Below are 26,711 nucleotides of genomic sequence, written 5' to 3'. Positions count from 1 at the left end.
GCTGACCGACCGTCTCCGGCCGCCGCGCACCGTGCGCGCCCCTGCCATGCCGGAGACTATCCTTGCCCTATCTTCCTCGGGACCAGCGCACGCGCCTGCCCCGCCTCCGCCAGATCGTGCGGAAGTTCCATCTGTGGCTCGGCCTGACGGCCGGCCTGCTGTTCGTGCTGCTGGGCCTCACCGGCTCGGCCCTGGTCTTCTATGTGGAGCTGGACGACACGCTTCACCCGATCGCCCGGAATGAGCCCGCCAGCCCTGCCCCCGGCTGGGAGTCCCCGGTATGGGATACAGCCCTGGCCACCGGGCGCGCCCACTATCCGTATGGAGGCGGCAGCTGGAACCTGGAGGTGACGCATCACGGCGGACCGATCCCGGCCCGCTACTACTACCCCGCGGATGGTGCACAGCATGGCAGCCATCACGGCGCCGGGCGGGACATGGTGTGGTTCTCCGCGGACGGCACGCGCATCCTGCGCAGCCAGCCATGGGGCGGCTACCTGATGAGCTGGCTGTACCGGCTGCACATGGACCTGCTGCTGGGCGATCCGGGCATGCAGATCGTCGGCTGGGCAGGTGTCGTCATCCTGCTGCTGCTGCTTTCCGGCATCGCCGCCTGGTGGCCGCGCGGCAGCTGGCGCAAGGCGCTGGCCTTCAAGCGGCCTGCCGGGCGCCTGCGCCGGTTGCGAGACCTGCACAAGCATTTCGGCCTGTGGAGCGCCGGCCTGCTGGTCCTGCTGGCCGCCACCGGCGCGCTGCTGGCGCTGCCAGACATCAAGGCGGCCCTGTTCACCGCCACCATCGCCACGCCCGATCCGGTGCCCTCCCCCATCTCCACCGCCGCCAGCGGACAGCAGGTCAGCATCGCGCAGGCGCTCGCAACCGCGCGTTGGGCGCTGCCGGATGCCCGGCTGGCTTTCATCAACGTACCCGATGGCGGCAGCGATCCGATCCGCATCCGCGTGCAGGTGCCGGGCGACCCGCATGCCCGCTTTCCGGGCAGCTCGATCTATCTCGACCAGTATTCGGGGGAGGTGCTGGCGGTGCACGATATCCGCCGGGGCAATGCCGCGACGAGCGTCAATGCTTGGATCCGCGTCCTGCATGACGGCTCCGTCGGCGGGCTCGCCACCCGCATCCTAGCGGTGCTGCTTGGCCTGGTACCCGCCGCCCTCTTCATCACCGGCCTGCTCCACTGGCGCCAGCGCCACCGCGCCGCCAACCCCATCGAACAGGATTGCTGACCATGCGTGCTTCCCCGATCGCCATCGCCGTGGCGCTGCTGGCCACCCCCGCCGCGGCGCAGGACAGCATCATCGTCACCGCCGCCGGCAAGCCGCTGGACCGGGAGGCAGACACCGCCAGCCGGCTCGGCCTGACGCTCCGCGAGACGCCGGCCACCGTGGAGGTGCTGGACCAGGCCGAGCTGCAGTTCCGCGGGGTACGCACCGCGCGGGAGGCCTTTGCCGAGGTCCCGGGCGCCATCGCCGGCAACGTGCCCGGCAACCCGGCGGTCATCACCTTGCGCGGCTTTGCCGGCAACGTGGTGTCGATCCTGCAGGATGGCGTGCGCATCTCCGCCTCCACCGTGGTGCAGCGGGACACCGGCATCTGGCACTTCGACCGGGTCGAGGTGATCAAGGGCCCGGCCTCCGTGCTGTTCGGCGAAGGCGCGCTGGGCGGCGTGATCAACAAGGTGACGCGCAAGCCGCGCCTTGATGCCGCTGCCCTTGACGCGCTTGCGAGCCATGGCAGCTTCGACACGCTGACCGTCGCCGCCGGAGCCAACCTGCCGCTCGGCAACACCGTGGCGCTGCGCGCCGATGCCAGCCACATGCGGTCCGACAGCCTGTACGATGTGGAGCGCAACCGCACGGTGGCCGACGGGCTGACTGCCAGCCTGCTGTTCCAGCCCTCGGCCAGCCTGTCCGTCCTGCTGGCGATCGACAATTATGCCGACCGCTACGACACGCCATATCAGGGCGCACCGCTGATCCCCGCCGCCTTTGCTCGCGATGCCAGCGCCGTGGTGCGCAGCGACGCCGGGCTGGTGGTGGACCGGGCGCTGCGCCGCCGCAACTACACCCCGGAAGGCGGCACGTCGGGCGCGACCGAGACAACGCTGCGATCGCGCATCGACTGGCGGGTGGGCGACGGCTGGGCACTGGCGACGGACCTGATCTGGTACGATGCCGAGCGGGACTTCCTGAACAACGGCACCCGCACCTTCGCCCCGCCGAACGGCGCCTTCCCCGATGGCAGCTTCGTGCGCGGCCTCACCCGCTTCACCCACGACCACCGGTTCTGGAATGGCCGCCTCGCCATCAGCAATGCAGGTACGATCGCCGGCATGCGCAATCGCTTCACCCTGGGCGCCGAATACAACCACACGGATTTCGCCAGCCTGCGGGAAACGGCCACCAACCAGCTGGTTCGCCCGGTCGACCCGTTCGCGCCGGTGGTCGGCACCTTTCCCACGGACGGCGCGCTTTATCGCGCCTCCAACGTGAACTTCGATTCACGCCTGAGCACCGTCTCGGTCTTTGCGGAGGATGCCCTGAACATCACGCCCGCCTGGCTGCTGGTTGGCGGCGCGCGGTTCGATGACATGGAGCTGGACCGCTCGATCACGGACCTGCTGGTCACGCCGGCCCCGGTCACGCGCGCCAGCCCGACCTACCGGCCATTCTCATGGCGCGTGGGGTCGAGCTATGCCGTGCGGCCTTCGATCACGCTCTACGCACAATACACCACTGCCGTGACGCCGGTGTCTTCCATCCTGCTGCAATCGATCGCGAATACCAGCTTCCGCCTGACCAAGGGGTATTCCTACGAAGCCGGGTTCAAGGCGGATGCACTGGACGGACGGCTGACCCTGACGGGCGCGGCCTACCGCATCGTGCAGGACGATATCCTGACCCGCGATCCCGCCAATCCGCAACTGACCGTGCAAGGCGGCACGCAATCCTCGCAAGGTGCGGAACTGACGCTGGCCGCATCTGCCACGCGCCAGCTGACCATGGGTGCGACCGTCACCTACACCGACGCGCAATATGACGATCTGGTAGAGGCCGGCGGCGCGGTGCGCACCGGCAATCGCCCGGTGAACGTGCCGTCGACCACGGCCGCGGCCAATGTCGCCTGGATCCTGCCGCGTCTGCCGGTGACGCTCAGCGGGTTCATCCGCCACGTCTCCGGCTTCTACACCGATACGGCGAACACCATCTTCGTGCGGGGACGTACCACCTTTGACGCGGCGGTGAACTGGCAGGCCACGCCGCGGCTGACGCTCGCCCTGCGCGGTCGCAACCTGACCGATGCGTTCTATGGCGAATATTCCGGCTACGGCGCGACCGACATCTATATCGGCGCGTCGCGCAGCGTGGAGGTGTCCGCGGCCGTGCATTTCTGAGCGCACGGCCGGCGGACAGCCGCATCACTTCTTCTTCAAGGCGTCCGGCTTGTGCACGGCTTCCTTGCCGGACTTGTCGCTCTTGACCCGATATTGCGGATCGTCCTTGCTGGCCTTGGCGGTGTGACCCCCGGCCTTGGTGGTGCCGGTTTCCTTTTTCACCACCTTGCCGGTCGTCTCGCCCTGTGGCGTGTCCCACTTCACGTGATCGCCGGCTTTCAGGTCCTTGGTCATGCGATACTCTCCCGGCATCGCCGGACACGGCGATACTTCGCCCTGACAGCGAGCGATGGGCCGGTCCGTTCCGTACCGCGGACATGGAAAAGGCGGTCCCATCGGGACCGCCTCAACCATCTCAGCACTGAGATGCGTCAGGTCAGAAGCGCAGGCGCATGCCGGCATAGAAGCGGCGGCCGAACGTCTCCAGGATGGTGCGGCGATATTCGCTGTTGGCGTTCTCGATCCGCACCGCATTGGTCAGGTTCACGGCCTCCACGAACAGCGAAGCCTTCTCGTTGATGTTGTAGCCGGCCGATGCGTCCAGCTGGCCATACGCCTCGCCGAATTCCGGATTGTTGCCACGGCCCAGCGCGGTGATCAGGTACTTGGACCGCCAGTTGTACGAACCACGGATGCTGAATACGTCGTCCTCGTAGAAGGCCGACACGTTGTAGCTGTGGCGCGACAGGCCCGGGAAGGACAGCGGACCGCCGGTGAAGAAGTCCTTTTCCTCGTAACCGCTATCGTCGGAGAAGGTGTAGTTCGCCAGCAGGCCGAGATTGGCCAGCGGACCGGGCAGGAAGTCGAAGATGTACTGGCCACCAACCTCGGCGCCGTTGATCGTCACCTTCTGCGTACCGTTGGACGGCACGTTGATGGCATAGACAGCGCCGCTTGCCGGATCGGTGTAGGGTTCGGTCACGTTCTGCACGAACGAGCCGATCTCCTTGCGGAAGTAGGTCGCCGACACATAGCTGACGTTGTTGAAGTAGTATTCCAGACCCAGATCGTACTGCCGGGCGCGGTACGGCTGCAGATCGGGATTACCGCGCGAACCGGTCAGGCCGACGACATCCAGCGTGAAGCGCGGCGCCAGCTGCTGCGGCAGCGGACGGGCCAGCACCTCGGTGGCAGTGGCGCGCGCCTGCAGGCGGTTCGGGATCAGCTCTGCCGTCAGGTTGATGGAGGGCAGGAATTCCGTGTAGCCGCCATCGAACGACACCGGGGTGACCCTGCCGCCCTGGACCTGGAACCCGTCCGAGGTGGTCCTGGTGTCGACCACGCGGGCGCCGACAACGCCCTTCACGATCACGCCGAGATCGGCCTCGAATGCAGCCTGGGCATAACCGGCCCAGTTGTCCTCGTTCACTTCCCAGGTGTCGAGCGGGACCGGATTGTCATAGGCATCGGGCACGCCCACGGCATCGGCCAGGTTCATGCCGAGGTTCACCCAGCGCCGGATCCCGCCATCATAGCCAAGGTTCGCGCCGCCGAAGAAGTCGTGGTCGCCCAGCGTGGCGTTGTTGGCGACGATGCCCTGGATGCGCTGGATCAGCGCCAGCGGAACTTCCGTCGACTGCACAACCGTGGCGCTGACGCCGCTGTTGAAGTTGTTGAGGGTCGTCTGGCCAGTCACGCCGTTCAGCGTCAGTGCCTTGTCGTAATAGATGCTGTCGGCCGTCAGCTTGCGGTACTGGCCACCCACCTTGAAGGAGGTGAAGAAGCCGCCGGTCGGCTCATACTCGGCATCCAGCTTGCCGCCGATCTCTTCCTGGTTGTTGAACCGCGGACGGCTCAGCACGATCAGCTGGGTAATGCCCTGCGCGGTCGTCGGGTCGATCGGCAGGGTGATGTTCGGCGCGTTCTGATCGTTGTTGTAATCGATCGTCAGCGAGGACAGCCCCTGCGCCGTGGCGGTCGCGTTGACCTCGTCGTTGAAGGCGCGCGCCTTGGCATAGCTGCCGCGGCCGCTCAGCGTCAGCTGGCCGGTCGTCCATTCGAAGCCGGCCTGCGCGTTGGTGGTCCGGCGCTCCTGCGTGCCCAGGATGTTGCGGTACGCAGCGCTCAGCCCGCCCGGTGCGGCGACGCCGCCCACGAAGGTCACGCTCTGCGCCGTGTTGTCCGGGCCGATGACGGTCCGGCTGGGGTCCACGCCGCCATTGATGATGTTCTGCACCGTGCCCAGCTGCAGGAACTGGCTGTCCAGCTCCATGTCGGAGCGGGTGTGCGTGCCTTCCACGAACATGCGCAGATCGTCGGTCGGGCGCCATTCGAAGATGCCGTTGATCGATCCGCGCTTGGTCAGCTCGCGGTTGATGATCGGGCGCGGGATGTCGGGGTAGAAGTCGCCCACGCCATCATTGTTCAGGTCCAGCGCCTGCACGCCGGCGACCGCCGGATTGCGGTCGATCTGGCGCCAGCCGGTGGTGCGCAGCTGGTCGTACCACAGGCTGCGCTCCTCGTAAGTGGCGGAGACCAGCAGACCCATTGTGTCGTTGTTGAACAGCGTGCTGCCGATCAGCGCGAACTTGGGGTCAATCCGCTGCGACAGCTCGCTGTAGATCGCCTGGGCGGAGCCGGCGACGTAGGACTCGCCGTTGCCGTCAAACGGCCGGCGGGTGATGATCCGCACGGTGCCGCCAAGGCCGCCTTCGGTCATGTCGGGAGTGGCGGACTTCACCACCTCCAGCCGGTTGACGAATTCCACCGGCAGGTCGCGGAATTCGACCGCGCGGCCACCGCCGACATTGGTCGACAGGGCCGTCTGGCCGTTGATCTCCACGCGGTTCAGCGCGGGCTCGGCACCACGGATGGAGATGCTCTGCCCTTCACCACCAGCACGGCTGATCTGCACGCCGGTGACGCGCTGCAGCGCCTCGCCGATGTTCTTGTCGGGGAACTTGCCGATGTCTTCGGCAGAGATGGCGTCGATCACCTGCGCGGAATCGCGCTTGGCGCTCAGCGCGCTGGCAAGCGAGGCGCGGATGCCGGTGACGACGATCTCGTCGCCCGCTGGGGCGTCGGCAACCGGCTCGGTCGGCGTCGCTTCACCGGCGGCCTGGGTGGAGGAATCCTGCGCCGCGGCCGGCAGGGCTGTCACCAGGGCGATCGCCAGGGCGGCGACAGACGTGCGGGTGACCGAAACGAGGGGCGTGGAACGCATGGCGGAGAACATCCTCTGAAGTGTTGGCGGTTCTGTGACCGCCGATCCTGAGGGCGGGTTAACCCCACCATGCCGCCTTGCCTAGCTGTCAATCTCAGATTGTGGTGGCGCACCGCACAGTTTGGGATGGCATTGTTGCACATTTGCCGCGCTTTGTGCCTGCTTTTCAGGCAACCTGGCTTCCCTACTGCGCCTGCGCGGTGGCCGCACTTCTCCGGAGGCTGGTCAGGGGTCCAGCGGATCGCGCGGGTCGATCCGGGCGGAGGCCGCGTCGGGTCGCCATGCCAGCAGCGTCGGACTGATCCGCGCACCTGCCACGCCCGGCGCATAACCGAGCTCACGCTGGTTGCGCTCGACAAAGGCCGGGCTGCCGATGGCGGCGCTCTGCACCGGATTGCACACGACCAGCGTGTCCCGCTCCAGTGGCGCACCCATCGCCACCAGCAGGCGGGCGGCGTTGCGCAGGTTGGTGGTCGTATGCCGGGCGTGCGGATCGATCACGATCCGGTCGGCGGGGATGCCATAGCGTTCGATCAGCGCGGTGCGCATCTCCACCGCCTCGGTGAAGCGCGTGTTGAACGGATGGGCACGCCCGCCCGATACGATGATGAACGGCGCGTCGCCGGCGGCGAACTGCTGAGCGGCCAGGCGCAGGTGGTACTTGCCGCCGGGGCTCAGCGGCATGTCGGCCAGCTCCGGCCCTATGCCGGTGACGATCAGCGCGGTGTAGCGGTACTTGCCCCAGTCCGTCCTGCGTGCCCGGGTGAACGCTGCCTCGTTCATGCCGCCTTCGATCGGCAGGTGCGCCACGGCATCGGTGCGCGTGCTGCCGTCCAGCAGGGCCAGCGCGAAATCGAAGGACAGGTCCATCCCCTGCAAGGAACCGCCGCGCGGGGTGCCCGACAGCCACAGTGCCGCCTGCAGCCAGGCGCGCCGCTCGGCCGGGTCCAGCACGCCTGCGCCGTCGATTGCCGGATACGCCGGCACCTGACCCAGGCCATAGGTACCCAGGATCACGTTCACGCCCTGCAACTCGCGGGTGGCCTGCGCCGCCACGCCATCGTCGAAGGCCGGCAGCGTGGCGGGGAGCGCCGCTGCCAGCGTGGCGATCTCGGCCTCCTGCCACAGCAGCGCCTGGGCGACGCAACCGGTGTCCTGCCGGCAGGTGGCCTGCCGCGTAGCTCGGGCGGACATGATGTCCCGCGTGCCCGGGTCCGTCATCAGCGCCGACATGGCCGCAGGGTCCTGCGCCAACGCGGTGAACAGCGGGAACAATCGCTGCGACAATGCGGCAAATGCCGCATCCTCCACCGCGACCGGCTCCGCCGCCTGCGTCAGCACGGGGCCGGAAAAGACGCAGGCGGCGGCCAGCGCCGCCCGCACCATCAGGCGGAGCGCGCTCACCAATCCAGGCCCACGACAAGGCGAACATTGCGGCCGAAGATCGGGCGGCCATAGATCGCCTCCGCATTGCCCTGCCCTGCCAGCGAGTCCGTGCGGGTATTGCCTTCGGTCAGGCCACGCTCGTTGAACAGGTCGTCGCCTACGACCTGCACCTGCCACGGCCCATGGTTGACCGTGATGCCTGCACCCACCGTGCCGTAAGCCGGCAGCGCGGTGTTGTTGTACAGGTCGACGAACCGCTCCCCCATATAGGTGTAACGGCCATAGACCGACACATCGGTGTCGTTCACCGCGAAGTCGAAGGTTGGACGGATGTTGCCGTACACCTTGGGCTGGCGGGTGATCTGGTTGCCTTCCACCTGTTCCGGGTCGGCGCCGGTCGCGGACTGGAAGTTCTTGTACTTGGGATCGCTGATCGTCAGCGCGCCGTTGAGCGTGAACCACGAGGTCAGCGACAATGCACCGTCCAGCTCCACGCCCAGGATCTGCGCCTCGCCGATGAAGGGCACGTTCACGTCGTTGCGGCCCGTGGTCGGATCGAACGCCAGGAAGGAAGCGTTCAGCGGGTCGAAATTGGAATAGAAGCCGGTGGCGTAGAGGTACGACCGGCCGCTCGCCAGCTTCAGACCCACTTCGTACTGGTCCGCTATCGTGGTGATGAACACCGGATTGGGGTTCACCTCCATGACCGACTGCACGTTGGGCGGGGTCTCCAGGTGCGAAGCGCGGGCATAGATCCCGACCACGTTGCTGAAGTCGTAATTGGCGCCGACCGTCCAGTTGGTCGCTCTCGTCTTCATCTCCCGGTTCAGGATGCGCCCGGTGAAGCCGCGCGTGGCATCGTCGGCCAGCGTGGTGCGGTCGCCCAGATCGACCTGCTCGGTCAGCGCGCCATAGCCGGAATAGTCATATTCCTCGTGCCGGATGCCGGCATCGATGCGCAGGCCGGGCACGATCTCCCAGGTGTCGTTGGCGTAGATGGCGAACATCTGCGCATCGCTGTCGCCGCCGTTCAGGGTGGCGGCATAGTTCAGCACGCCGTTATCGGTCACCCGGCCGACCTCCGCCCCGCCGGCGTTGTAGGCGACCAGGTCCAGCGTGCGCGGCGTACCCGCCACCTCGATCAGGTAGTTCTGGTAGGCGTAGAACCGGTCCATTCCGTACAGGCTGCCATACAGGCCCACGGTGATGTCATGACTGCCCAGCGCCGTCTCGAACCGCTTGGCGACGGACAGGTTGCCTTGCGCCGAGTAGAAGTCCGACGCGACGTCGCGATACTGGCCCTGCATCACCAGCCCGCTGTCGTCGTCCGGCAGGTAGACGTCGTTCGTGCCTGCCAGCGTGTAGCCGAACGACACGACCGGGCCGAACGCGGCGGCGGCGCGGGCGCGATATCCGGCGGCGAACACGTCGGCATCGGCCGGGTTGGTGGTGGAATAGAACGCGGTGAACCGGTTCTTGCCCTGCGTGTAGCCCAGCTTGGCGGATACCAGCCAGTCATCGAACTCCGCCTCGTACTGCAGGCCGGCATTGAACACGCGCATGTGGCGCCCATCCGCCAGATCGGTGGTGCGGCTGTCGGTCTGCCCGGTGCCGGTGCGATAGGGAATCGTCACACTGCGGAACGCGGGCGAGTTCATCGTGCCGTCGAAATAGTCGATGAACGGATCCAGGCTGACCGACGGATTGCGCGGATCGGCGATCGGGATCGGCAGGTAGAACACGTTCTTGTCGTTGACGTAGTTCGCGCTCAGCTTGACGAAGCCGTTTGCCAGATCGTGCCGGATGTTGGCGCGGATCTGCCCGCCGCGATCATTGGGGAAGCCGTTGTCGCGGTAGCCATCGTGATGGCGGATGAACCCGCCCACCGCGAAGTAGGTGTCGTTGCCCAGCGGGCCGGACTGGTATGCGTCCAGCCGGTACAGGCCGGTGTCGCCCAGCGTCACCTGCGCACCGCCGGCCGGCGTATCGCTGCCTTCGCGGGTGATGGCGTTGATGATCGCGCCGGAATAGCTGGCGAAGACCGGTGCCGGCCCGCCACGCACGACCTCCAGCCGCTGCGTCATGATGTCCTGCCGCAGGATCGCGTCGCCGCGGAAGAACACGCCGTCATTCTCGTGGAACAACGGCAGGCCGTCCTGCTGGAAGGAGACGAACCCGCCATCGTTGGGCAGACCGCGGATACGATAGATGTTCTGCACCTCGCCCCCCGTGCTTTCCGTCTGGAAGCCGGGCAGCTGGCCGATCAGGTCCGCAAAGTTCAGCGGCGCGATCTTGGCGATCGTGTCCTGGTTCAGCGTGTTGATGGCGTAGGACGCATCGAACCGGCGCTGCGCGCGGGCGGCCCCGGTGACGATGATTTCCGATCCCGCCGGGCTGTCCGTCGCGGTGCCGGTCCCTGCCGCCGCGGCGCGGGCATCGGCCTGCGTGGCGGCGCCAGCCTGTGTGACGGCGTCCTGCGCCTGTGCGGTCATGGAGGCGCTGATCGCGATGATCGCGGCACCGGAAACGGGCATGTTCTTGTACATTGTGACCCTTGTCGCATCGGCGTGCATCGCCACCCTGCTGGCGGCACGTGAGGCGCAAGTGGCGCCGGTTTGTGACGGGTCCGTGTCGGATCGACCGGATTTCTTACATTTGTGAGAAGAATTCAGCGGCAAGTCGCTGCGACCATCGCAGCGCTGTCACAAACCGGCCATAGGCGGCGCATCATGCCTGTTCCCCTGCCCTGCATCGCCCCGCCCCTTGCCGCCCTCGCCGCGTCGCTGCTGATGCTATCGCCGGCCTTGGCCGAGACACCCGCGCCCGAACCGGTCGACCTGGTCGATCCCTTCGTCGGCACGTCCGGCGACCATGGGCAGCTCACCCCGGCGGCGACCGGACCATACGGCATGGTGCAGCTGTCGCCCGACACACGGCCGGCGCAGCATGCCGGATACGATCACGCCGCAATGCAACTGACCGGCTTCTCCCACACCCGCGCCGTGGGGGTGGGCTGCGGCGGCGGCGGCGGGGACCTGCATGTGGCCCTGGCCTACGCCGGCAACAGCGGCCCGTGGCTGATGGACAAGGCGACCGAACGGGCCGGCCCGGGCTGGTACGGCGTGACCTATGGCGACGGGATCGCGGCCGAGCTGGCGGCGAACGGCGCGGCGGGGATCGTGCGCTTCACACTGCCCCGTGCCGGCACGGTGCGCCTGGTGATCGACCCACGCCACAGCTACACCGTGCGTCACGCCGTCGAATGGATGCAGGCCGGTTCAGGCGCGGACCTGCAGGCGCGCATGTCCGCCGGGACCGTGTGCGACGAAGGCATCTACCACCTGTCCTCCGCATCGCAGCTGCTGCTGAACGGCGCGCGGGTGAACGACGCGCCGATCATGCTGGAGGGCGACAGGCTGGCCTTCGACCTTGCCGTGGCAGCTGGCGACAGGGTCGAGCTGCGCACCGGCCTGTCGGTGGTCGACTCCGCCTCCGCCGCCCGCGTGCTGGCGGCACAGGTGGGCGGTCGCTCGCTGGAGGACTTGCGCGCCGAGGTCCGCGCCGCCTGGAGCCACGAACTGGCCCGCGTCGCGGTGCCCGGCGATGGCGAGGCGTCGCGACTGTTCTACACCCACCTGTTCCGCGTCATGCAGACGCCCGCGCAGATCGACGATGCCGATGGCCGTTATCGCCGGTCGGACGGATCGCTGCAGCAGGTGCCGGAGGGACAGCACCGCTATGCCGGCTGGGCGGTGTGGGACAATTACCGCACGCAGCTGCCATTGCTGGCACTGCTCGATCCGCAACGCTCCGCCGACATCGCCGCTTCGCTGGCGGAGCTGTATGTCGCCGGCAAGATGCAGTGGGCGACCGACAGCGAACCGTTCATCACGGTGCGGACCGAACATGCCGGCGTCGCGCTGCTCGATTTCCGCCGCAAGGGCATCACCGGCTTCGACGCGGCCGAACTGCTGCCGCTGATGGAGGCGGAACTCGCCACCCTGCCCCGCGCCGCACCGGATCAGGAGATCGAGACGGCCTACGACATCTGGGCCGTGGCCGAACTCGCCGGCGACCTGGGCGACACGGCCCGCGCCACCCGCCTGGGGACAGAGGCGCTATCCTACCGCCGGATGTGGCGCGACACCTTCCGCGATGTCGCGCCCGACTTCGACGTGGTGAAGGCGCGCGGCCTGTATCAGGGTACGCTGTGGCAATATCGCTGGGCTCCGGTGTTCGATCTCGCCTGGCTGATGGAGGACGGCCTTGGTCGCGACCGCTTCACGGCCGAGCTCGACCGCTTCTTCGGCGACGGGCTGTTCAACATGACGAACCAGCCGGACATCCAGACGCCCTTCCTGTTCGCCGCCGCCGGGCAGCCGGACCGGACCCGCGCGCTGGTGGACCGGATCCTGCACCGGCCGATGGACCACTGGTACACCAATGCCGGCAAGCGCCCGGCACCTTGGCATGGGCGCAGCTTCGCGCTGGACCCGGTCGGCTATGCCGACGGGATGGACGACGATGCCGGCGGCATGGCGGCATGGTACGTGTGGGCATCCATGGGCCTCTACCCGCTGGTACCCGGCCGGCCCGAATATCTGGTCACCACGCCTGCCTTCGACCGGGTTACCATCAGGCTGCCGGAGGGCCGCACCCTCGCGATCACGCGGGGCGATGCAGGGCAGCCGCCGCGCTGGAACGGGGCGCCGCTGGACGGCGCCTTCGTGCCGCATGCCGCGCTTGTCGCCGGCGGCGAACTCAGCGCCGGCAGGTAAGCGGCAGGGTGGCGGAAACCCTCGCCCCGTCCCGACCGTTCGGCGGGATCACCTCCAAGCAATCGGATCACCCTGCCCCATGACAAACCTACGTGGCTGACACCCTGACCTGCGATGTCGCGGTGATCGGCGCCGGTACTGCCGGGCTCGCCGCCGAGCGCGCCGCCCGCCACAACGGCGCCTCGACCCTGCTGATCGATCCCACCTTCAACGGCACGACCTGCGCCAATGTCGGCTGCATGCCATCCAAGCTGCTGATCGCCGCCGCGACGGAAGCGCACCGGATCGCCGGCGCCGACCTGTTCGGCATCAGGGTGGGCGCGGTCACGATCGATGGGCCGGCCGTGATGGGGCGGCTCCGCTCCGAACGGGACCGCTTCGCCGCGGGCACCCGCCATGCGATAGACCGGCTTGATCCCGCCACCACCCTGCGCGCGACCGCCCGCTTCATCGGCCCGGACCGGCTGCAACTGGATGATGGCCGCATCGTGCAGGCGCGTACCATCGTCATCGCCACCGGCTCCAGCCCGCTGGTACCGCCACCCTTCGCCGCGCTGGGCGACCGGCTGCTGACCAGCGACACCGTCTGGGACCTGCCCGACCTGCCCCGCCGGCTGGCGGTGGTCGGCTCCGGCTCGATCGGCATCGAACTGGCGCAGGCCTTTGCCCGGCTGGGCGTGGAGGTCTCGCTGTTCGATCGCGGCCACAGCCTGATCAAGCTCCGCTGCAAGAAGGTCCACGCCGCGCTGCAGGCGATCATCGAGCGTGACCTCACGGTCCATCAGGGCGTCGCCATCCTGCCCGACCGCACCGCCGAGGGCGTGCGCATCCGGTGGAATGGGGACAGCAGTGGAGAGGCCGGGTTCGACATGGTGCTCGCCGCGCTCGGCCGGCCGCCGAACCTCGACCGGCTCGACCTGGACAAGGCCGGGCTGGAACTGGACGAGGATGGCGTGCCCTGCCACGACCGCAGCACCATGCGCTGCGGCGACAGCGCCATCTTCCTGGCGGGCGACGTCGCTGCCGACCTGCCGCTGTTGCACGAGGCATCGCATGACGGCGCGATCGCCGGGCGCAACGCCGCCGCCTTCCCCGCACCGATCCGCACCCCGCGCCATGTGCCCTTCAGCCTGACCTTCACCGATCCCCCGGTCGCCACCATCGGCGATCCGGAGGCGGAGGGCGCGGTGACCGGCACCGCCGATTACGGCGACCAGGGCCGGGCCCGGGTGGAAGGGCGCAACGAGGGCCTGCTGACGCTCTACGCCGCCGCGCCCGATGGCCGGCTGATCGGCGCTGACCTGGTGGCGCCGGGCGGGGAGCATCTGGCCCACATGCTCGCCTGGGCGATCGAGCGTCGCCTCACCGGCAGCGAGATGCTGGAGCTGCCGTTCTATCATCCCACGCTGGAGGAAGGGCTGAAACAGGCGCTGCGCACCATCTGCGCCGCCACCCCGATCGAACTGCCGGTGGATCAGGACTCGGGCACACCGTCCGGCGCCTGACCGCGGGACGGGTTCCGCCCCAGATGCGCGTGGCCCTGCGCGGCGGCCAGCGTGATCTGCCGGTGACGTTCCCGGTAGGCGGCCCGCTGCGCCTCGGTCCGCTCGCCATGGCAGCCGGCGCAACTCACCCATGCCTCGAACAGGGGGGAGGCCTGATCCTCGGCGCTCAGCGGACGCTGGCAGGCGTGGCATAGCTGTGCCGTGCCGGGTGCAAGACCGTGCCCGACGCTCACCCGCGCATCGAACACGAAGCACTCGCCCTGCCACAGGCTGTCCTCTACCGGCACAGCCTCCAGGTAGCGCAGGATCCCGCCCTTCAGGTGGAACACCTCCTCCACGCCTTCCCGTTTCAGGAAGGCGGTGGATTTCTCGCACCGGATGCCGCCGGTGCAGAACATCGCCACCTTCGGCTGGCGCCCGTGCCCCAGCAAGGCATCGCGCTGCTCGCGAAACCACGCCGGGAAGTCGCTGAAGCTGCGCGTGCCAGGGTCGATCGCGCCGGCAAAGCTGCCGATCGCCACCTCGTAATCGTTGCGGGTGTCGATCACGATCGTGCCCGGATCTGCGATCAGCCCGTTCCAGTCCTCCGGCTCCACATAGGTGCCGGCTTCCGTTTCCGGATCGATCGCCGGCTCGCCCATGGTGACGATCTCCCGGCGCACACGCACCTTCAGCCGATGGAACGGCATCGTGTCCGCGCCCGAGAACTTGACGTCCAGCGCCGCGCAACCGGGCAGCGTACGGACATGCGCCAGCACGGCGTCAACGGCTGCCGGTTTGCCGGCGATGGTGCCGTTGATCCCCTCGGCCGCCAGCAGCAACGTGCCCCGCACGGCATGGATGCGGCACACCGCGTCCAGCGGATCGCGCAGGGCCGCCGGGTCGGTGAAGCGGGCGAACCGGTACAGGGCCGCGACCCGGATCGGCGGCTGCGGCATGTCAGTGGAGGCAGGCATCGGCGCCCGATAGCACCGGTGCCTGCCCAAGTGGAACGCCTAGTCGATGCCTTGCGCGCGGGCGCCGGTGATCATGCGCCGGGCAATCTCCCGCACCCGTCCGTCATCCTTTGTCCCGTCATGCGCCGGGTCGCCCAGATGATCGAGGCTGCCTTCCAGGAAATCGAGCAGGCCGGGGCTGTTCGCTTCCACATATTCGATCAGCTTGAACAGCAGGTGTTCGACGGCGATCTCCCGCTGGCGGGCATCAACGGCGTTATCGTCGGCCATGGACGTCTTCCTTTCGCTGGTTTTCGACCGAACGAACCAGCCCCGGCATCGGTCCGGCGTCATGCTGCCGACAGTTCAGCTTGCCCACGCGAAGGTAAAACTCTTCACCCGCAGCCTGCCGGATTGATTGTCAACTAAGCTGGTGGAGTTTAGGTCGCCGACAGTTTCGATAGCCCAGACCGGACCGCCGGATGTGCCAGCCCTGAGAGGGACCTGATGCATCCGTCGCGTTTACCGTCATCTTCACGCCGCTCCGCCACCCTTTTGCTGGGTGTCGGCCTGACCGCCCTGACTGCCTTTCCTGGCACGGCCACCGCACAGGACAGCGGCGACGAAGGATCTGCCGCCATCGTGGTCACCGGCTCCCGCGTGCGGACGGACGGGATGCAGATGCCCGTGCCCGTCACCGTGGTGAGTGCGGCGGAGATCGAGACGCTGTCCCCAGGATCGCTGGTCACCGGCCTCAGCCAGCTGCCGCAATTCTACGGCAACCAGACGCCGGCCAGCGGATCGTCGCGCGGATCGCTGAACCTGCGCGGGCTCGGCCTCAACCGCACGCTGACTCTGCTGAACGGCCGGCGTGTGCCGGCCACCACCGCATCCGGCGGCGCCGACATCTCCCTGTTTCCCGAGAGCCTGATCCGCGCGGTGGAGACCACCACCGGCGGCGCCTCGGCCGCCTACGGCACCGATGCGGTGGCGGGCGTGGTCAACTTCATCCTCGACACCGATTTTACCGGGCTGGAGCTGCAGGCGCAAAGCGGCATCACCTCGCGTCGGGACGGCCAGAACCAGGAACTGTCCGCCGCCTTCGGCACGCCCTTTGCGGATGGCCGCGGCCACCTGCTGCTGGGCGGCGAATATGCCCGGCAGTCCGGCATCGACAATTACCGCAAGCGCGACTGGTACCAGGGCTGGGGCACCTTCGGCAGCGGCACGGCGGCCGATCCGTATCGCTTCGCGCCGGGCACGAAGTCACGCAATGCCAGCTTCGACGGCAACATCCGCGCCCCGGGCACGGTGATCGACGGTCTCGCCTTCGATCGCGACGGTAATGTCGCCCCGTTCGTGAACGGTACGGAGGTGCAGGGCGTGTTCGGCACCCCAGCCGCACGCCATGCCGGCGGCGGCAGCGGGGAGGATCTGGGCGCGCAGATCAACACGCTGATCCCCGATGCGGACCGCTACTCCCTGTTCGGCTATGCCGAGTTCGAGGCGACCGACAATCTGACGCTGTTCGCGCAATACATGCACGGCAACAGCGACAGCCGGCAGCAGGGCGCCACCCGCAGCAGCTTTACCGGCAGCCCGGCCACGCTGACGATCTTCCGCGACAATGCCTTCCTGCCCGATGGTCTGCGGCAGACCATGGCAGGCAGCGGGATCAGCAGCTTCACGCTGCGCCGCGTCGGCAGTGTGGAGGATATCGGCATCCTCTCCAGCAGCGAGAACACCGTTCAGCACATCGCGACCGGTGGCTTCGCGCTGGGGCTGGATACGGGCGGCATGCTGGACGGGTGGCAGGTGGACGGCTTCTACCAGTATGGCCATTCCCGCCGGACCGCCCGCCAGTTCGGGCTGCGGCTCGACCGGGTCTATGCCGCGATCGATGCCGTGACCGATCCGGCCACCGGCGATGTCGTATGCCGCGTGTCGCTGTTCTCCGACGCGTTCCCCGGCTGCCAGCCGCTGAACCTGTTCGGGCGCGGCAATGCCTCGGCCGCGGCGATCGACTACGTCACCGGGTTCGAGCCGGGGCAGCAGGTCGCCACGCCGATCTACTTCAGCGACACCGGCTACAATCTGGGAGAGGAGCTGTCCTACACCTCGTCAAAAGACAAGGTGAACGTCACCGCGTTCGAACAGCAGCTGGCCGAGCTGTCCGCTGCGGGCGACCTGTTCGATGGCTGGGCCGGCCCGGTCGCGGTCGCGCTGGGCGGATCGTGGCGGCAGGAGACGATCCGCCAGGTGATCCAGGACGTGACCAACCCGGCATCCGACCACGACACCTTCTTCCCGGTGGCGTGCAGCGGCGCCGTGCCGGGCCTGCGCGGCGTGACCCCGACCGACTGCGCCAACACCGTCGGCGTGCAATATTCCAAGCTGTCCAACATCAACGGATCCGCCCGTGTATGGGAGGCGTTCGGCGAGTTGCTGTTCCCGCTGCTCGATACGCAGGCAGTGGATGCCAGCCTCAATCTGGCCGGGCGCTGGGCCAGCTATTCCGGCTCGGGCACGATCTGGGCGTGGAAGGCGGGCCTGGATGTCGGGCTGATCGACTGGGTCCGCCTGCGCGGCACCTGGTCGCGCGACGTGCGCGCCGCGAACCTGGCCGAACGGTTCGACAAATCCGGCGGCAGCGCCGTGATCGACGATCCGCGGACACCCGCGATCGAGACGCTGAACGTGATCCGCTATTCCGGCGGCAACCCCGCGGTGGACCCGGAACGGGCCGACACCTACACCGCCGGGATCGTCCTGCAGCCGCCCGTGGTGCCGGGCCTCAGCCTGTCGGTCGACTGGTACGATATCCGCATCAAGGACGCGATCGGCCAGGTCGGCACGCAGGCCGTGATCGACCGCTGCTTCCGGGAGAACGCGCCCGAGTTCTGCGCCCTGGTTACCACCGACCCGGCCAGCGGCGACATCCTGCTGGTGGGCGACGTGTTCATCAACGTGGCGCAGGCGCGCGTATCGGGCGTGGACGCCGAACTGTCCTACGCCACGGACCTCTCGCTGCTGGGCGGCGGGGACGAGCGGCTGAGCCTGCGCGCCTTTGCCAGCTGGCTGACGAAGCGGTCCGAGACGAACTCCTCCGGCGTCACGACCGACTATGCCGGGCAGATCGGCGCCACACAGAACTCGCAGGCTTACCTGCCCTATGCCGACTTCAAGGCGATCGGCAGCGTCACCTATCGCAATGGCGACACGTCCGGCATGGTGCAGGGCCGCTATGTCGGGCCCGGCACGCAGGATGCCACGCTGACCGACGGCGTCACCATCCTCGACAATTCCGTGGACGATGTCCTGTATGTCGATGCGCGGCTGGCGCAGCGGGTTTCAGCCGGCGCGCAGGACGCCGAACCGTGGCTGACCGTCACCAACCTGTTCGACCAGGATCCGCCGATCACACCATCATGGAACGCATCGGGCGGGTTCGCGACCCAGACCAACGCCGCCGTTCACGACCTTCTTGGCCGCCGCTATACCGTCGGCGCGACCCTCCGCTTCTGACCAGAGGAAACCTTTCCATGACCGATCGCTTCAAACAGATGCTGCTGTCCCGCCGCCATGCGCTGGGCACGCTGGGCGCCACCGCGCTGGGCACCGCCACGCTGGGCCACGCGGTGCCGGCCTTCGCGCAAGGCGCGGCGCGCCAGCCGAACTTCCTGTTCATCATGGCTGACGATCTGGGTTACGCCGACCTGTCCTGTTACGGCCGGCGCGATTACCGGACGCCGGTGCTGGACGCGCTGGCAGCGAGCGGTACGCGCTTCACCCACGGCTACGCCAACAGCGCGGTCTGCTCCCCCACCCGCATGGCGCTGATCACCGGGCGGTATCAGTATCGCACCCGCGCCGGGCTGGAGGAACCGCTGCGTGGCGACCTGGGCCTCGACCCCTCGCATCCGACCCTGCCCTCCCTGCTCAGGCAGCAGGGCTACCACACGGCGCTGGTCGGCAAATGGCACCTCGGCAGCCTCCCTGCCTATGGCCCGCTGCAGAGCGGCTATGACGAGTTCTGGGGCAATCGCGGCGGCGCGGTCGATTATTTCGGACATGATGCCGGCGACCGGGGCGACCTGTGGGATGGCGACATCCGGATCGAGGAAGCCGGCTACTACACCGACATGCTGGCCGAACGCAGCCTGGAATTCCTCGACGCCCGCGCCGCAGCGGCGGAACAGCCATGGCTGCTCTCACTCCACTTCACCGCACCGCACTGGCCTTGGGAAGGGCCCGGCGACCAGGCGGAATCGGACCGCATCGACGGGCGCCTGGTGCATTTCGACGGCGGCTCGCTCGCCACCTATGCGGAGATGGTCACCAGCCTCGATGCCGCGATGGGCCGGGTGGTGGAGCGGCTCGCCGCGCTTGGCCTGGACGACAACACGGTGGTCGTCTTCACCAGCGACAATGGCGGCGAGCGGTTCAGCGACAACTGGCCGTTCAGCGGGGTGAAGAGCGAGCTGCTGGAAGGCGGGCTGCGCGTGCCGATGATCGTGCGCTGGCCCGGCCTGTCCACCCCGGGCGCGACCAGCGAGGTGCCCGTACTGTCGATGGACATCCTGCCCACCTTCCTGGCCGCGGCGGGTGGCGCGCCCGACCCGGCCTTCCCGGCAGACGGACGGGACTGGCGCCCGGCCCTGTCCGGCGCGACCCTGCCGGACCGGCCACTGTTCTGGAAATTCGGCAAGCGCAACCAGAAGGCCGCGCGCCTGGGTCGCCACAAATACCTGTCGATCGACGGCAACGAGTTCCTGTTCGACATCATCGCCGACCCGCTGGAGCGCGCCAACCTGAAGGATCGCCAGCCGGACATCTTCGCGCAGCTGAAGGCCGATCATGCGGCATGGGACGCCACCATGCTGACCGACCCGGCCGCGCGCAGCTACGGCTTCGGTGCCAGGGATCTGGCCGACCATGTCGGTGCCGGCGACTGACAACGCCCTTGCGGCTCCTCCGCCCTCCGGACGCGCAGCGTCGGAGGCGGACCAGCGGCAGGCTGGTGGAGGGGATATGCGCGGTGCCCGGCATCGGGCACGGCATACCCCTCCATCATCTCGATCCCGGCTCTGTGACCCCGGCGCGCCGCGGCGAGGCTGGCGTGCGCCGGATCAGGGCTGGCGACCCAGCCCGGTGGCGGTCCAGTGGATACCGCCCATCAGGTGGGCGATGTAGGTCGGATCACGGTACATCTCGCCATTGTGGCCCAGCGTGGTGACAAAGACGCGGCCCCCTTCATACTGATGGTGCCAGGCAATCGGGTGATCCGCCCCCATCCGGTGCGATACCTGGCCCGGCCAGATCTTCGTGGGGTCGTAGCTCGTCTCGTCCACGTTCAGGACCGGATTGATGGCGATCCCATGCGGATTGGTCGTGACGTAGAACTCGTCGCTCCACAGCCAGCGTTCCGGCAGGCCATAAGTGGCGGGGAACCCACGATCCACGGTGGTCACGACGCCGGTCTGCAGCATCGGATGGACGCCCACGGTACGCCCGACCAGCTTCTCGTACCACGGCCAGTCGTCCACCGGCATGATCGCCGCACGATGGACGATCATGGCGTTGCCGCCGGCCCGCATGTATTCCTCGAACCTGCGGCGTTGTGGCTGCGTCAGTTCGCTGCCGGCAGTGTTCAGGAACATGATCGCGGCATATTGCTGCAGGTCATCTTCAAACACTTCGATCTTGTTGGTGTAGACCAGATCGAACGCGTGCAGCCGGGCCAATCGCTCCAGGCTGTCGCGCGCGATCGGAATGTATTCGTAATGGTAGGTGGACGGCCGGGCAAGAACGAGCAGCTTGTACTGGCTCTGCGCCGCGGCCGGCAACGGCAGCAGCAGCGCGAGCACGCTGGCAAGGATTGCTACAAGCCACTTCACCGAAACCGCTCCCTCTCTGTGCACCCGTCATCCCCCGACAGGCAGATTGCCAATCGCCCTGGAAAGGCGCAACCTCCGTCGGCAAACAAATCGCAGGTCGCCGGATCAACCTGAAACGCCATCCGGTCATGCCGTGGCGACGCCCGGATGGGAGCAGGGCATGGCGACGCGACCCGAACCTGTTGCCGGCGGTCGGCAGCCGATACCCGGACCTGTACTGCTGCGCTGGTCACCATCGCGGCGGGTCGCGTGCGCGCGCGACCTGGTGGCCCTGTGGGTCAACTGGCGCGGGCTGAACATTGTCGATGCCGCCCGGCGCGATGCGCCCCGGGGCACGGGCGCTGGTTGATGAGGAAGGCGCCCCGGGGCAACCCTTCGACCTGCGCATCTATCTGAAGCGGCCATGGTATCGCACCGGCGAGGAAGAGTAGCTGGCGGTGATCCTGGCGAGTATCGGGGAGGCGACCAGCAGCGCGCAGGCCGACATGTCGCTGTGGGGTGCGGATCCCGCCTGGCTGAATGCCGGGCCGGAAACTCCCTATGTCGCCTGGTCGCTGGAGGACCTGTATGCCGGGACCCGCCAACTGGATGACCGTTACGGCAGCGATCCGCGCATTTCCGCCATGGCGCTGCAGCCGATGGGCCTTCGTATCAGGAACGCACGCCCCATCTCGACCAGATCCGTCTGTAAGCTCGCGCATCGCTTGCCTCTGCAACGGCAAGACCGGCACCTGCTCGCCTGATCCGCCGATCCGCGCTATCAGGCCGGCAGGAGAGTATACGATGCGTATGATGCTGGCCGCTATTGCCTTGCTGACGATGGCGCAGTCAGCGCCGGATCCCCATCGGCCGACGCCCACGCACGATGCCGTGGCGCCTGTCCTGCCTGAGGGGCTGCAGCAGGCGGTCCTGATCGTCTCCAAGACCAATGGCTGGCGGCACCTCGAGCATATCCCCCACTCGAACGACGTGCTGGCCGGCATCGCGCAAGACCTCGGCCGCGCAAGCTACGTCACCGAGAATGCAGCGGTGTTCAACAACGAGCAGTTGCGGCGCTTTTCCGTGGTCGTGCTCAACAGCGCCAGTGGCGATTTCATGACGGAGGATCAACGCGCAGCTCTTGCCGGCTTCGTGGCGCGTGGTGGAGGCGTGGTGGCGCTGCATGCCGCAGGCGACGGCAGTCACACCGACAGCTGGTATGCCGACACGATCATCGGCGCAGAATATCTCGGCCATCCGGGCGGCATCGACCAGTTCCAGCCGGCCCGGATCATCGTCGACCAGCCGGATCACCCCGCCATGGCTGGCATCACGCTGCCCTGGTCGCCGGTCGATGAATGGTACTCCTACGCTACGAGCCCGGCCGCGCGGGGCATGGTCGTGCTCGCCCGGATCGACGAGGCGAGCTACCGGCCGGGGACCAGGCTGGCGATGAGCGTGCACCCGGTGATCTGGATAAACCCGGCGACGGAGGGCCGGGTGCTCTACTCCGCGCTCGGTCACAATCCGGATGCCTATGATGATCCGAATTACCGGCGCATCCTTGCCAATGCGATCGGCTGGGCGGCGCGAGCGGACCATGGCGGGCAATGACCGTATGGCCGGAGGGGCAGGAAGCATGACGGACGCCCCCGCCGGATCCGGGCGCGCTCGCCTGGCGGTATCGGCCGATGTTCCCGCACTCCATGCCCTGGTGAAGGCGGCCTATCGCGGGGATACGGCGCGACGTGGCTGGACGCACGAAGCCGACCTGCTTGGCGGACAGCGCACCGACCCGGATGAGCTTGCGGGGCTGGTCGCGGCACCGGGATCGGCCATCCTGATGGCGGAAGCATCCGGGCGGCTGCGCGGCTGCGTCCATGTGCAGGCCAGGCCGGACGCCCTCGCCTATCTGGGTCTGCTCAGCGTCCATCCCGATGCGCAGGCGGGCGGGCTTGGCCGCCGCCTGATCGCTGCGGCCGAACACCACGCCGCGCATGTCTTCGGGGCAAGCGTCATGGAGATGACCGTCATCCGGCAGCGCCCCGAGCTGATCGCGTGGTACGAACGTCGCGGATACCAGCGAACCGGGGAGCAGCGCCCCTTCCCGCTGGACGACCCGCGATGCGGCATTCCGACCACGCGCGAACTGGCGTTTGTCGTGCTGGCTAAGCATATCGCACCAGCCTGATCGGCGGCCGAATGCGCCGGCAAGCCGCGCTCAGTTCCTGAATACGACGGTCTTCCGGCCGTTCATGATCACCCGATGCTCCACGTGCCAGCCCACGGCATCGCCCAGCACATGGTTCTCGACCTCCCGGCCCTTGCGGACCAGATCGTCCGCGGAATCTTCGTGGGTCACCCGCTCGACCGCCTGATGGATGATCGGCCCCTCGTCCAGTTCGGCCGTGACGTAATGCGCGGTGGCGCCGATCATCTTCACCCCGTGCGCATGGGCCTGGTGATAGGGCTTCGCCCCCTTGAAGCTGGGCAGGAAGCTGTGGTGGATGTTGATGCAGCGGCCCGACAGGTATGTGGCGAGATCGTCCGACAGGATCTGCATGTAGCGCGCCAGGACCACCAGCTCCGCGCCGCTCTCCTCCACCAGCTCCTTGATGCAGGCCTCCTGCTCCGCCCTGGTATCCCGGGTGACCGGCAGATGATGGAAGGGGATGTCGCGGATGTCGCTGGCGGTCAGCGCGGATGCCGGATGGTTGGACGCGATGCCGACCACCTCCAGCGGCATCTCGCCCATTCGCACCTTGTACAGCAGATAGGCCAGACAATGGTCGAACTTCGACACCAGGATCAGGACCTTGACCGGCTGGCCGGTCCGCACCAGCCGCCAGTCCATCGCGAATTCGGTCCCGAGCTTCCCCAGCGCGTCGGCCATCACGGATTCCTCGGCATCGCTCTCGAACACGATGCGCAGGAAGAACCTGCCGGTCTCCCGGTCCTCGAACTGGCGGGATTCCAGGATGTTGCCGCCATGGGCGAAGATGATGCCACTGACGTTGTAGACAATGCCCGGCCGATCCGGGCAGTTGATGATCAGCGTATAGGATCCGGACATTCGGCACTCTCCGCGATGGTGTCAGCTGTGTGACTTGCTGCGCGCTTAGATCGAGACGCCGCCGTCGTCCATCATGGTGCGGATATTGGCAACCCATCTTGCCGAACATGCCCGGTCCTCGGATCATGCACTGGTGTATAAGCATATAAAGAGTTGCTTATATTCGGTTGACGCCGCATCGCCGTTGGTGTTGAAGCGCATCGTCGAGGTTCCCCGCCACAGGCATGTGGCGGGGCTAAGACGGGAAGCCGGTGATGTCCCTGAAGGACAAAATCCGGCGCTGCCCCCGCAACTGTAAGCGGCGAGCGGCGGTTCCTTTTCGTGTCACTGGGCCTCGCAACAGGTTCGGGAAGGCCGGGACTGCCGTGTTGACCCGCAAGCCAGGAGACCTGCCTCCGACGCGATAGATGTCCTCGGACGGGGGTTCCTCCGGTGGATCGCGCTCGACGCAGGCAGGTGGCTGATGGGCCATCCGGGCCGGCGCATGTCTTGCGCGCTCTGCCTGCGGCTCCCACCCGGCAACAGCAGGTGAGTCATGACGAGCAGCGGCTTCACGTTCACGCTAGGCAGCATCCCGTTCGACGAGGATTACCGCCCGGCCGACAACACGCGCACCACCACCAACTTCGCCAATCTGGCACGCGGTGCAAGCCGCCAGGAAAATCTGCGCAACACCCTGCGGATGATCGACAACCGGTTCAATGCCCTGGTGCACTGGGACAATCCGGCAGGGGACCGATATTCCGTGGAGCTGGCCATCCTGTCGGTCGGAATGAGGCTGCATACGCAGGACCATGCCTTCCCGCTGATCGAGATCCTGCAGACGACCGTGGTGGACGGGCGCACGGGCGAGCGCATTCCGGGCATCGTCGGCAACAACCTGTCCTCCTATGTCCGCGACTATGATTTCAGCATCGTGCTGCCGGACCATCTCGCGCAGAACCCCCGCGGCGGCGCACCGGAAGGCTTCGGCGAGCTGCATGGGAAGCTGTTCAAGGCTTTCCTGGCTTCCGAAACCTTCCAGTCACACTTCGCCAAGCCGCCGGTCATCTGCCTGAGCGTGTCGAGCAGCAAGGTCTATCACCGCGCGGCCAATACCCACCCGGTCCTGGGCTGCGAATACAGGAACGACGAACCGTCCACGACCGACGACTATTTCGCGAAGATGGGCATGAAGGTGCGATACTTCATGCCGCGTCATGCCGTCGCACCGCTGGCATTCTACCACATCGGCGACCTGATCGGCGACTACACCGATCTCGAGCTGGCCAGCACGATCAGCACGATGGAAAGCTTCCAGAAGATCTACCGGCCCGAAATCTACAACGCCAACTCGGTCGCGGCGGAGCGGTACCAGCCCAGCCTGAAGTACCAGGACTATTCGCTGACCCGCATCGTCTACGATCGGGAGGAGCGTAGCCGGCTGGCGATCGAGCAGGGGAAGTTCGCGGAGGAGCACTTGATCCGGCCCAACGCGGCCCTGCTCGAACAATGGTCGGCCACATGCGCCCGCTGACCGATACCAACACCACAGGGGTACCCAGCATGACGACCTTGTTGCCGACCACCACCGCGGGCAGCCTGCCCAAGCCTTCCTGGCTCGCGCAGCCGGAAACGCTCTGGTCCCCGTGGAAACTGGAGGGCGCGGAACTGGCCGCTGGCAAGCAGGACGCGTTGCGGCTGGCCGTGGATGACCAGCGGCAGGCCGGCATCGACATCGTCGGCGATGGCGAACAGACGCGGCAGCATTTCGTCACCACCTTCGTCGAACACCTGACCGGGGTGGATTTCGCCAGGCGTGAAGTTGTCCGGATCCGCGATCGCTACGATGCCAGTGTGCCGACCGTCACCGGCGCCGTGTCGCGCCCCCGGCCGGTCTTCGTCGAGGATGCCAGATTCCTGCGCGCCCAGACCGACCAGCCGATCAAGTGGACGCTGCCGGGTCCGATGACGATGATCGATACCCTGCACGACGCGCATTACCGCAGCCGCGAGAAGCTGGCGTGGGAGTTCGCCACGATCCTGAACCAGGAAGCCCGGGAGCTGGAGGCGGCCGGCGTCGACATCATCCAGTTCGACGAACCGGCCTTCAACGTGTTCTTCGACGAGGCGAATGACTGGGGCATCGCCACCCTGGAACGCGCGGCGGAAGGGCTGACGGCGGAGACCGCCGTGCACATCTGCTACGGCTACGGCATCAAGGCGAATACGGACTGGAAGAAGACGCTGGGATCGGAATGGCGGCAATATGAGCAGACCTTCCCCAATCTGCAGAAATCCACGATCGATATCATTTCGCTGGAATGCCAGAACTCGCGCGTGCCGATGGAACTGATCGAGCTGGTACGCGGCAAAAAGGTGATGGTCGGCGCCATCGACGTGGCGACAGATCATGTGGAAACGCCGGAACAGGTGGCCGACATCCTGCGCAAGGCGCTGGCCTTCGTCGATGCGGACAAGCTCTACCCCGCCACCAATTGCGGCATGGCGCCCCTGACCCGGGGCGTCGCCACGGGCAAGCTCAGGGCGCTGGGCGCGGGCGCGGCCATCGTGCGCGAAGAGCTTCTGGCCTGACCGGATGCAGGA

The 26,711-nt window shown here is 67.3% G+C and carries 21 protein-coding genes and 1 riboswitch; of the genes, 13 read left to right on the top strand and 8 right to left on the bottom strand.

Annotation, left to right across the window (positions count from 1 at the left end; translation table 11 throughout):
- The first annotated feature begins 62 nt into the window (after positions 1–62).
- Together PK98_RS01990 and PK98_RS01985 are read left to right on the top strand one after the other, a co-directional pair.
- On the top strand, positions 63–1,241 hold the full coding sequence (locus tag PK98_RS01990) for a PepSY-associated TM helix domain-containing protein (protein ID WP_039093892.1): 1,179 nt from the start codon (positions 63–65) through the stop codon (positions 1,239–1,241).
- 2 nt (positions 1,242–1,243) lie between these two features.
- Positions 1,244–3,409, top strand: a complete 2,166-nt coding sequence (locus tag PK98_RS01985; protein ID WP_039093891.1) for a TonB-dependent receptor — start codon at positions 1,244–1,246, stop codon at positions 3,407–3,409.
- A gap of 24 nt (positions 3,410–3,433) precedes the next feature.
- Here the strand turns inward: PK98_RS01985 and PK98_RS01980 are convergent, their stop codons facing one another.
- The 4 genes from PK98_RS01980 to PK98_RS01965 all read right to left on the bottom strand — a co-directional run bounded on the left by PK98_RS01980 (position 3,434) and on the right by PK98_RS01965 (position 10,504).
- Positions 3,434–3,643 carry a hypervirulence associated TUDOR domain-containing protein gene (locus PK98_RS01980; protein WP_039093890.1) on the bottom strand — a complete coding sequence of 70 codons (210 nt, stop codon included), beginning with the start codon at positions 3,641–3,643 and terminating at the stop codon, positions 3,434–3,436.
- Positions 3,644–3,785: 142 nt separating this feature from the next.
- Positions 3,786–6,572, bottom strand: coding sequence for a TonB-dependent receptor (locus PK98_RS01975; RefSeq protein ID WP_039096113.1), 2,787 nt, complete (start codon positions 6,570–6,572; stop codon positions 3,786–3,788).
- A 225-nt stretch (positions 6,573–6,797) separates the two neighbouring features.
- Complete coding sequence (locus PK98_RS01970; protein WP_235425363.1) at positions 6,798–7,976, bottom strand: YdcF family protein; 1,179 nt, start codon at positions 7,974–7,976, stop codon at positions 6,798–6,800.
- Positions 7,973–10,504 (bottom strand): TonB-dependent receptor, encoded by a 2,532-nt coding sequence (locus PK98_RS01965; RefSeq protein WP_039093887.1) that lies wholly within the window; start codon positions 10,502–10,504, stop codon positions 7,973–7,975. The genes PK98_RS01970 and PK98_RS01965 overlap by 4 nt, the downstream gene beginning before the upstream one ends.
- Positions 10,505–10,687: 183 nt before the next feature.
- On the opposite strand from PK98_RS01965, the gene PK98_RS01960 reads away from it, so the two are divergent.
- Positions 10,688–12,736 carry a glycoside hydrolase domain-containing protein gene (locus tag PK98_RS01960; RefSeq protein WP_052207901.1) on the top strand — a complete coding sequence of 683 codons (2,049 nt, stop codon included), beginning with the start codon at positions 10,688–10,690 and terminating at the stop codon, positions 12,734–12,736.
- A gap of 92 nt (positions 12,737–12,828) precedes the next feature.
- On the top strand, positions 12,829–14,241 hold the full coding sequence (locus tag PK98_RS01955) for a dihydrolipoyl dehydrogenase (RefSeq protein ID WP_039093885.1): 1,413 nt from the start codon (positions 12,829–12,831) through the stop codon (positions 14,239–14,241).
- On the opposite strand, the gene trhO is transcribed toward PK98_RS01955, so the two are convergent.
- Both trhO and PK98_RS01945 read right to left on the bottom strand, forming a co-directional pair.
- Positions 14,211–15,197, bottom strand: coding sequence for an oxygen-dependent tRNA uridine(34) hydroxylase TrhO (gene trhO, locus PK98_RS01950; RefSeq protein WP_052207898.1), 987 nt, complete (start codon positions 15,195–15,197; stop codon positions 14,211–14,213). The two genes, PK98_RS01955 and trhO, sit on opposite strands and share 31 nt — an antisense overlap.
- A gap of 39 nt (positions 15,198–15,236) precedes the next feature.
- Positions 15,237–15,467 carry a hypothetical protein gene (locus tag PK98_RS01945; RefSeq protein WP_039093881.1) on the bottom strand — a complete coding sequence of 77 codons (231 nt, stop codon included), beginning with the start codon at positions 15,465–15,467 and terminating at the stop codon, positions 15,237–15,239.
- Between PK98_RS01945 and PK98_RS17480 the strand changes: the two genes are divergently transcribed.
- The 3 genes from PK98_RS17480 to PK98_RS01935 all read left to right on the top strand — a co-directional run bounded on the left by PK98_RS17480 (position 15,466) and on the right by PK98_RS01935 (position 20,131).
- A complete protein-coding gene (locus PK98_RS17480) occupies positions 15,466–15,594 on the top strand; it encodes a hypothetical protein (protein WP_268745933.1) in 129 nt (42 codons plus the stop codon). The genes PK98_RS01945 and PK98_RS17480 overlap by 2 nt on opposite strands.
- Before the next feature lie 137 nt (positions 15,595–15,731).
- Positions 15,732–18,701, top strand: a complete 2,970-nt coding sequence (locus tag PK98_RS01940) for a TonB-dependent receptor domain-containing protein (protein WP_039093879.1) — start codon at positions 15,732–15,734, stop codon at positions 18,699–18,701.
- A 17-nt stretch (positions 18,702–18,718) separates the two neighbouring features.
- Positions 18,719–20,131 carry a sulfatase family protein gene (locus tag PK98_RS01935; protein WP_039093877.1) on the top strand — a complete coding sequence of 471 codons (1,413 nt, stop codon included), beginning with the start codon at positions 18,719–18,721 and terminating at the stop codon, positions 20,129–20,131.
- A 174-nt stretch (positions 20,132–20,305) separates the two neighbouring features.
- On the opposite strand, the gene PK98_RS01930 is transcribed toward PK98_RS01935, so the two are convergent.
- The gene (locus PK98_RS01930) at positions 20,306–21,073 is read right to left on the bottom strand and encodes a ThuA domain-containing protein (protein WP_039093875.1); all 768 of its coding nucleotides are present in this window, start codon (positions 21,071–21,073) and stop codon (positions 20,306–20,308) included.
- A gap of 160 nt (positions 21,074–21,233) precedes the next feature.
- Between PK98_RS01930 and PK98_RS16635 the strand changes: the two genes are divergently transcribed.
- From PK98_RS16635 to PK98_RS01915, 4 genes are all read left to right on the top strand, one after another.
- Positions 21,234–21,422 (top strand): hypothetical protein, encoded by a 189-nt coding sequence (locus PK98_RS16635; protein WP_152608510.1) that lies wholly within the window; start codon positions 21,234–21,236, stop codon positions 21,420–21,422.
- A gap of 88 nt (positions 21,423–21,510) precedes the next feature.
- On the top strand, positions 21,511–21,816 hold the full coding sequence (locus PK98_RS01925; RefSeq protein WP_039093873.1) for a hypothetical protein: 306 nt from the start codon (positions 21,511–21,513) through the stop codon (positions 21,814–21,816).
- A 40-nt stretch (positions 21,817–21,856) separates the two neighbouring features.
- Positions 21,857–22,666 carry a ThuA domain-containing protein gene (locus PK98_RS01920; RefSeq protein ID WP_039093871.1) on the top strand — a complete coding sequence of 270 codons (810 nt, stop codon included), beginning with the start codon at positions 21,857–21,859 and terminating at the stop codon, positions 22,664–22,666.
- 25 nt (positions 22,667–22,691) lie between these two features.
- On the top strand, positions 22,692–23,243 hold the full coding sequence (locus PK98_RS01915; RefSeq protein ID WP_039096111.1) for a GNAT family N-acetyltransferase: 552 nt from the start codon (positions 22,692–22,694) through the stop codon (positions 23,241–23,243).
- A 30-nt stretch (positions 23,244–23,273) separates the two neighbouring features.
- Here the strand turns inward: PK98_RS01915 and purU are convergent, their stop codons facing one another.
- Entirely contained in the window at positions 23,274–24,125 is an 852-nt protein-coding gene (purU, locus tag PK98_RS01910) for a formyltetrahydrofolate deformylase (RefSeq protein ID WP_039093869.1), read from the bottom strand.
- 187 nt (positions 24,126–24,312) lie between these two features.
- Positions 24,313–24,536: riboswitch (cobalamin riboswitch) on the top strand.
- A gap of 124 nt (positions 24,537–24,660) precedes the next feature.
- Between purU and PK98_RS01905 the strand changes: the two genes are divergently transcribed.
- Both PK98_RS01905 and PK98_RS01900 read left to right on the top strand, forming a co-directional pair.
- The gene (locus PK98_RS01905) at positions 24,661–25,641 is read left to right on the top strand and encodes a DUF1852 domain-containing protein (RefSeq protein WP_039093867.1); all 981 of its coding nucleotides are present in this window, start codon (positions 24,661–24,663) and stop codon (positions 25,639–25,641) included.
- A 29-nt stretch (positions 25,642–25,670) separates the two neighbouring features.
- On the top strand, positions 25,671–26,699 hold the full coding sequence (locus PK98_RS01900; protein ID WP_081996128.1) for a methionine synthase: 1,029 nt from the start codon (positions 25,671–25,673) through the stop codon (positions 26,697–26,699).
- Positions 26,700–26,711: the final 12 nt, after the last annotated feature.

The sequence above is a fragment of the Croceibacterium mercuriale genome, assembly GCF_000802385.1.
Lineage (GTDB): Bacteria > Pseudomonadota > Alphaproteobacteria > Sphingomonadales > Sphingomonadaceae > Croceibacterium > Croceibacterium mercuriale.
This window is presented reverse-complemented; position numbering and strand designations above follow the sequence as displayed.

Bases quoted from the DNA above. Each gene is read 5' to 3' on its own strand.
- PK98_RS01980 (WP_039093890.1), bottom strand. From the start codon at position 3,643: ATGACCAAGGACCTGAAAGCCGGCGATCACGTGAAGTGGGACACGCCA.
- PK98_RS01965 (WP_039093887.1), bottom strand. From the start codon at position 10,504: ATGTACAAGAACATGCCCGTTTCCGGTGCCGCGATCATCGCGATCAGC.
- PK98_RS16635 (WP_152608510.1), top strand. From the start codon at position 21,234: ATGGCGACGCGACCCGAACCTGTTGCCGGCGGTCGGCAGCCGATACCC.
- PK98_RS01920 (WP_039093871.1), top strand. From the start codon at position 21,857: ATGCGTATGATGCTGGCCGCTATTGCCTTGCTGACGATGGCGCAGTCA.
- PK98_RS01900 (WP_081996128.1), top strand. From the start codon at position 25,671: ATGACGACCTTGTTGCCGACCACCACCGCGGGCAGCCTGCCCAAGCCT.
- PK98_RS01915 (WP_039096111.1), top strand. From the start codon at position 22,692: ATGACGGACGCCCCCGCCGGATCCGGGCGCGCTCGCCTGGCGGTATCG.
- PK98_RS01975 (WP_039096113.1), bottom strand. From the start codon at position 6,572: ATGCGTTCCACGCCCCTCGTTTCGGTCACCCGCACGTCTGTCGCCGCC.
- purU (WP_039093869.1), bottom strand. From the start codon at position 24,125: ATGTCCGGATCCTATACGCTGATCATCAACTGCCCGGATCGGCCGGGC.
- PK98_RS01960 (WP_052207901.1), top strand. From the start codon at position 10,688: ATGCCTGTTCCCCTGCCCTGCATCGCCCCGCCCCTTGCCGCCCTCGCC.
- PK98_RS01905 (WP_039093867.1), top strand. From the start codon at position 24,661: ATGACGAGCAGCGGCTTCACGTTCACGCTAGGCAGCATCCCGTTCGAC.
- PK98_RS01945 (WP_039093881.1), bottom strand. From the start codon at position 15,467: ATGGCCGACGATAACGCCGTTGATGCCCGCCAGCGGGAGATCGCCGTC.
- PK98_RS17480 (WP_268745933.1), top strand. From the start codon at position 15,466: ATGGACGTCTTCCTTTCGCTGGTTTTCGACCGAACGAACCAGCCCCGG.
- PK98_RS01985 (WP_039093891.1), top strand. From the start codon at position 1,244: ATGCGTGCTTCCCCGATCGCCATCGCCGTGGCGCTGCTGGCCACCCCC.
- PK98_RS01935 (WP_039093877.1), top strand. From the start codon at position 18,719: ATGACCGATCGCTTCAAACAGATGCTGCTGTCCCGCCGCCATGCGCTG.
- trhO (WP_052207898.1), bottom strand. From the start codon at position 15,197: ATGCCTGCCTCCACTGACATGCCGCAGCCGCCGATCCGGGTCGCGGCC.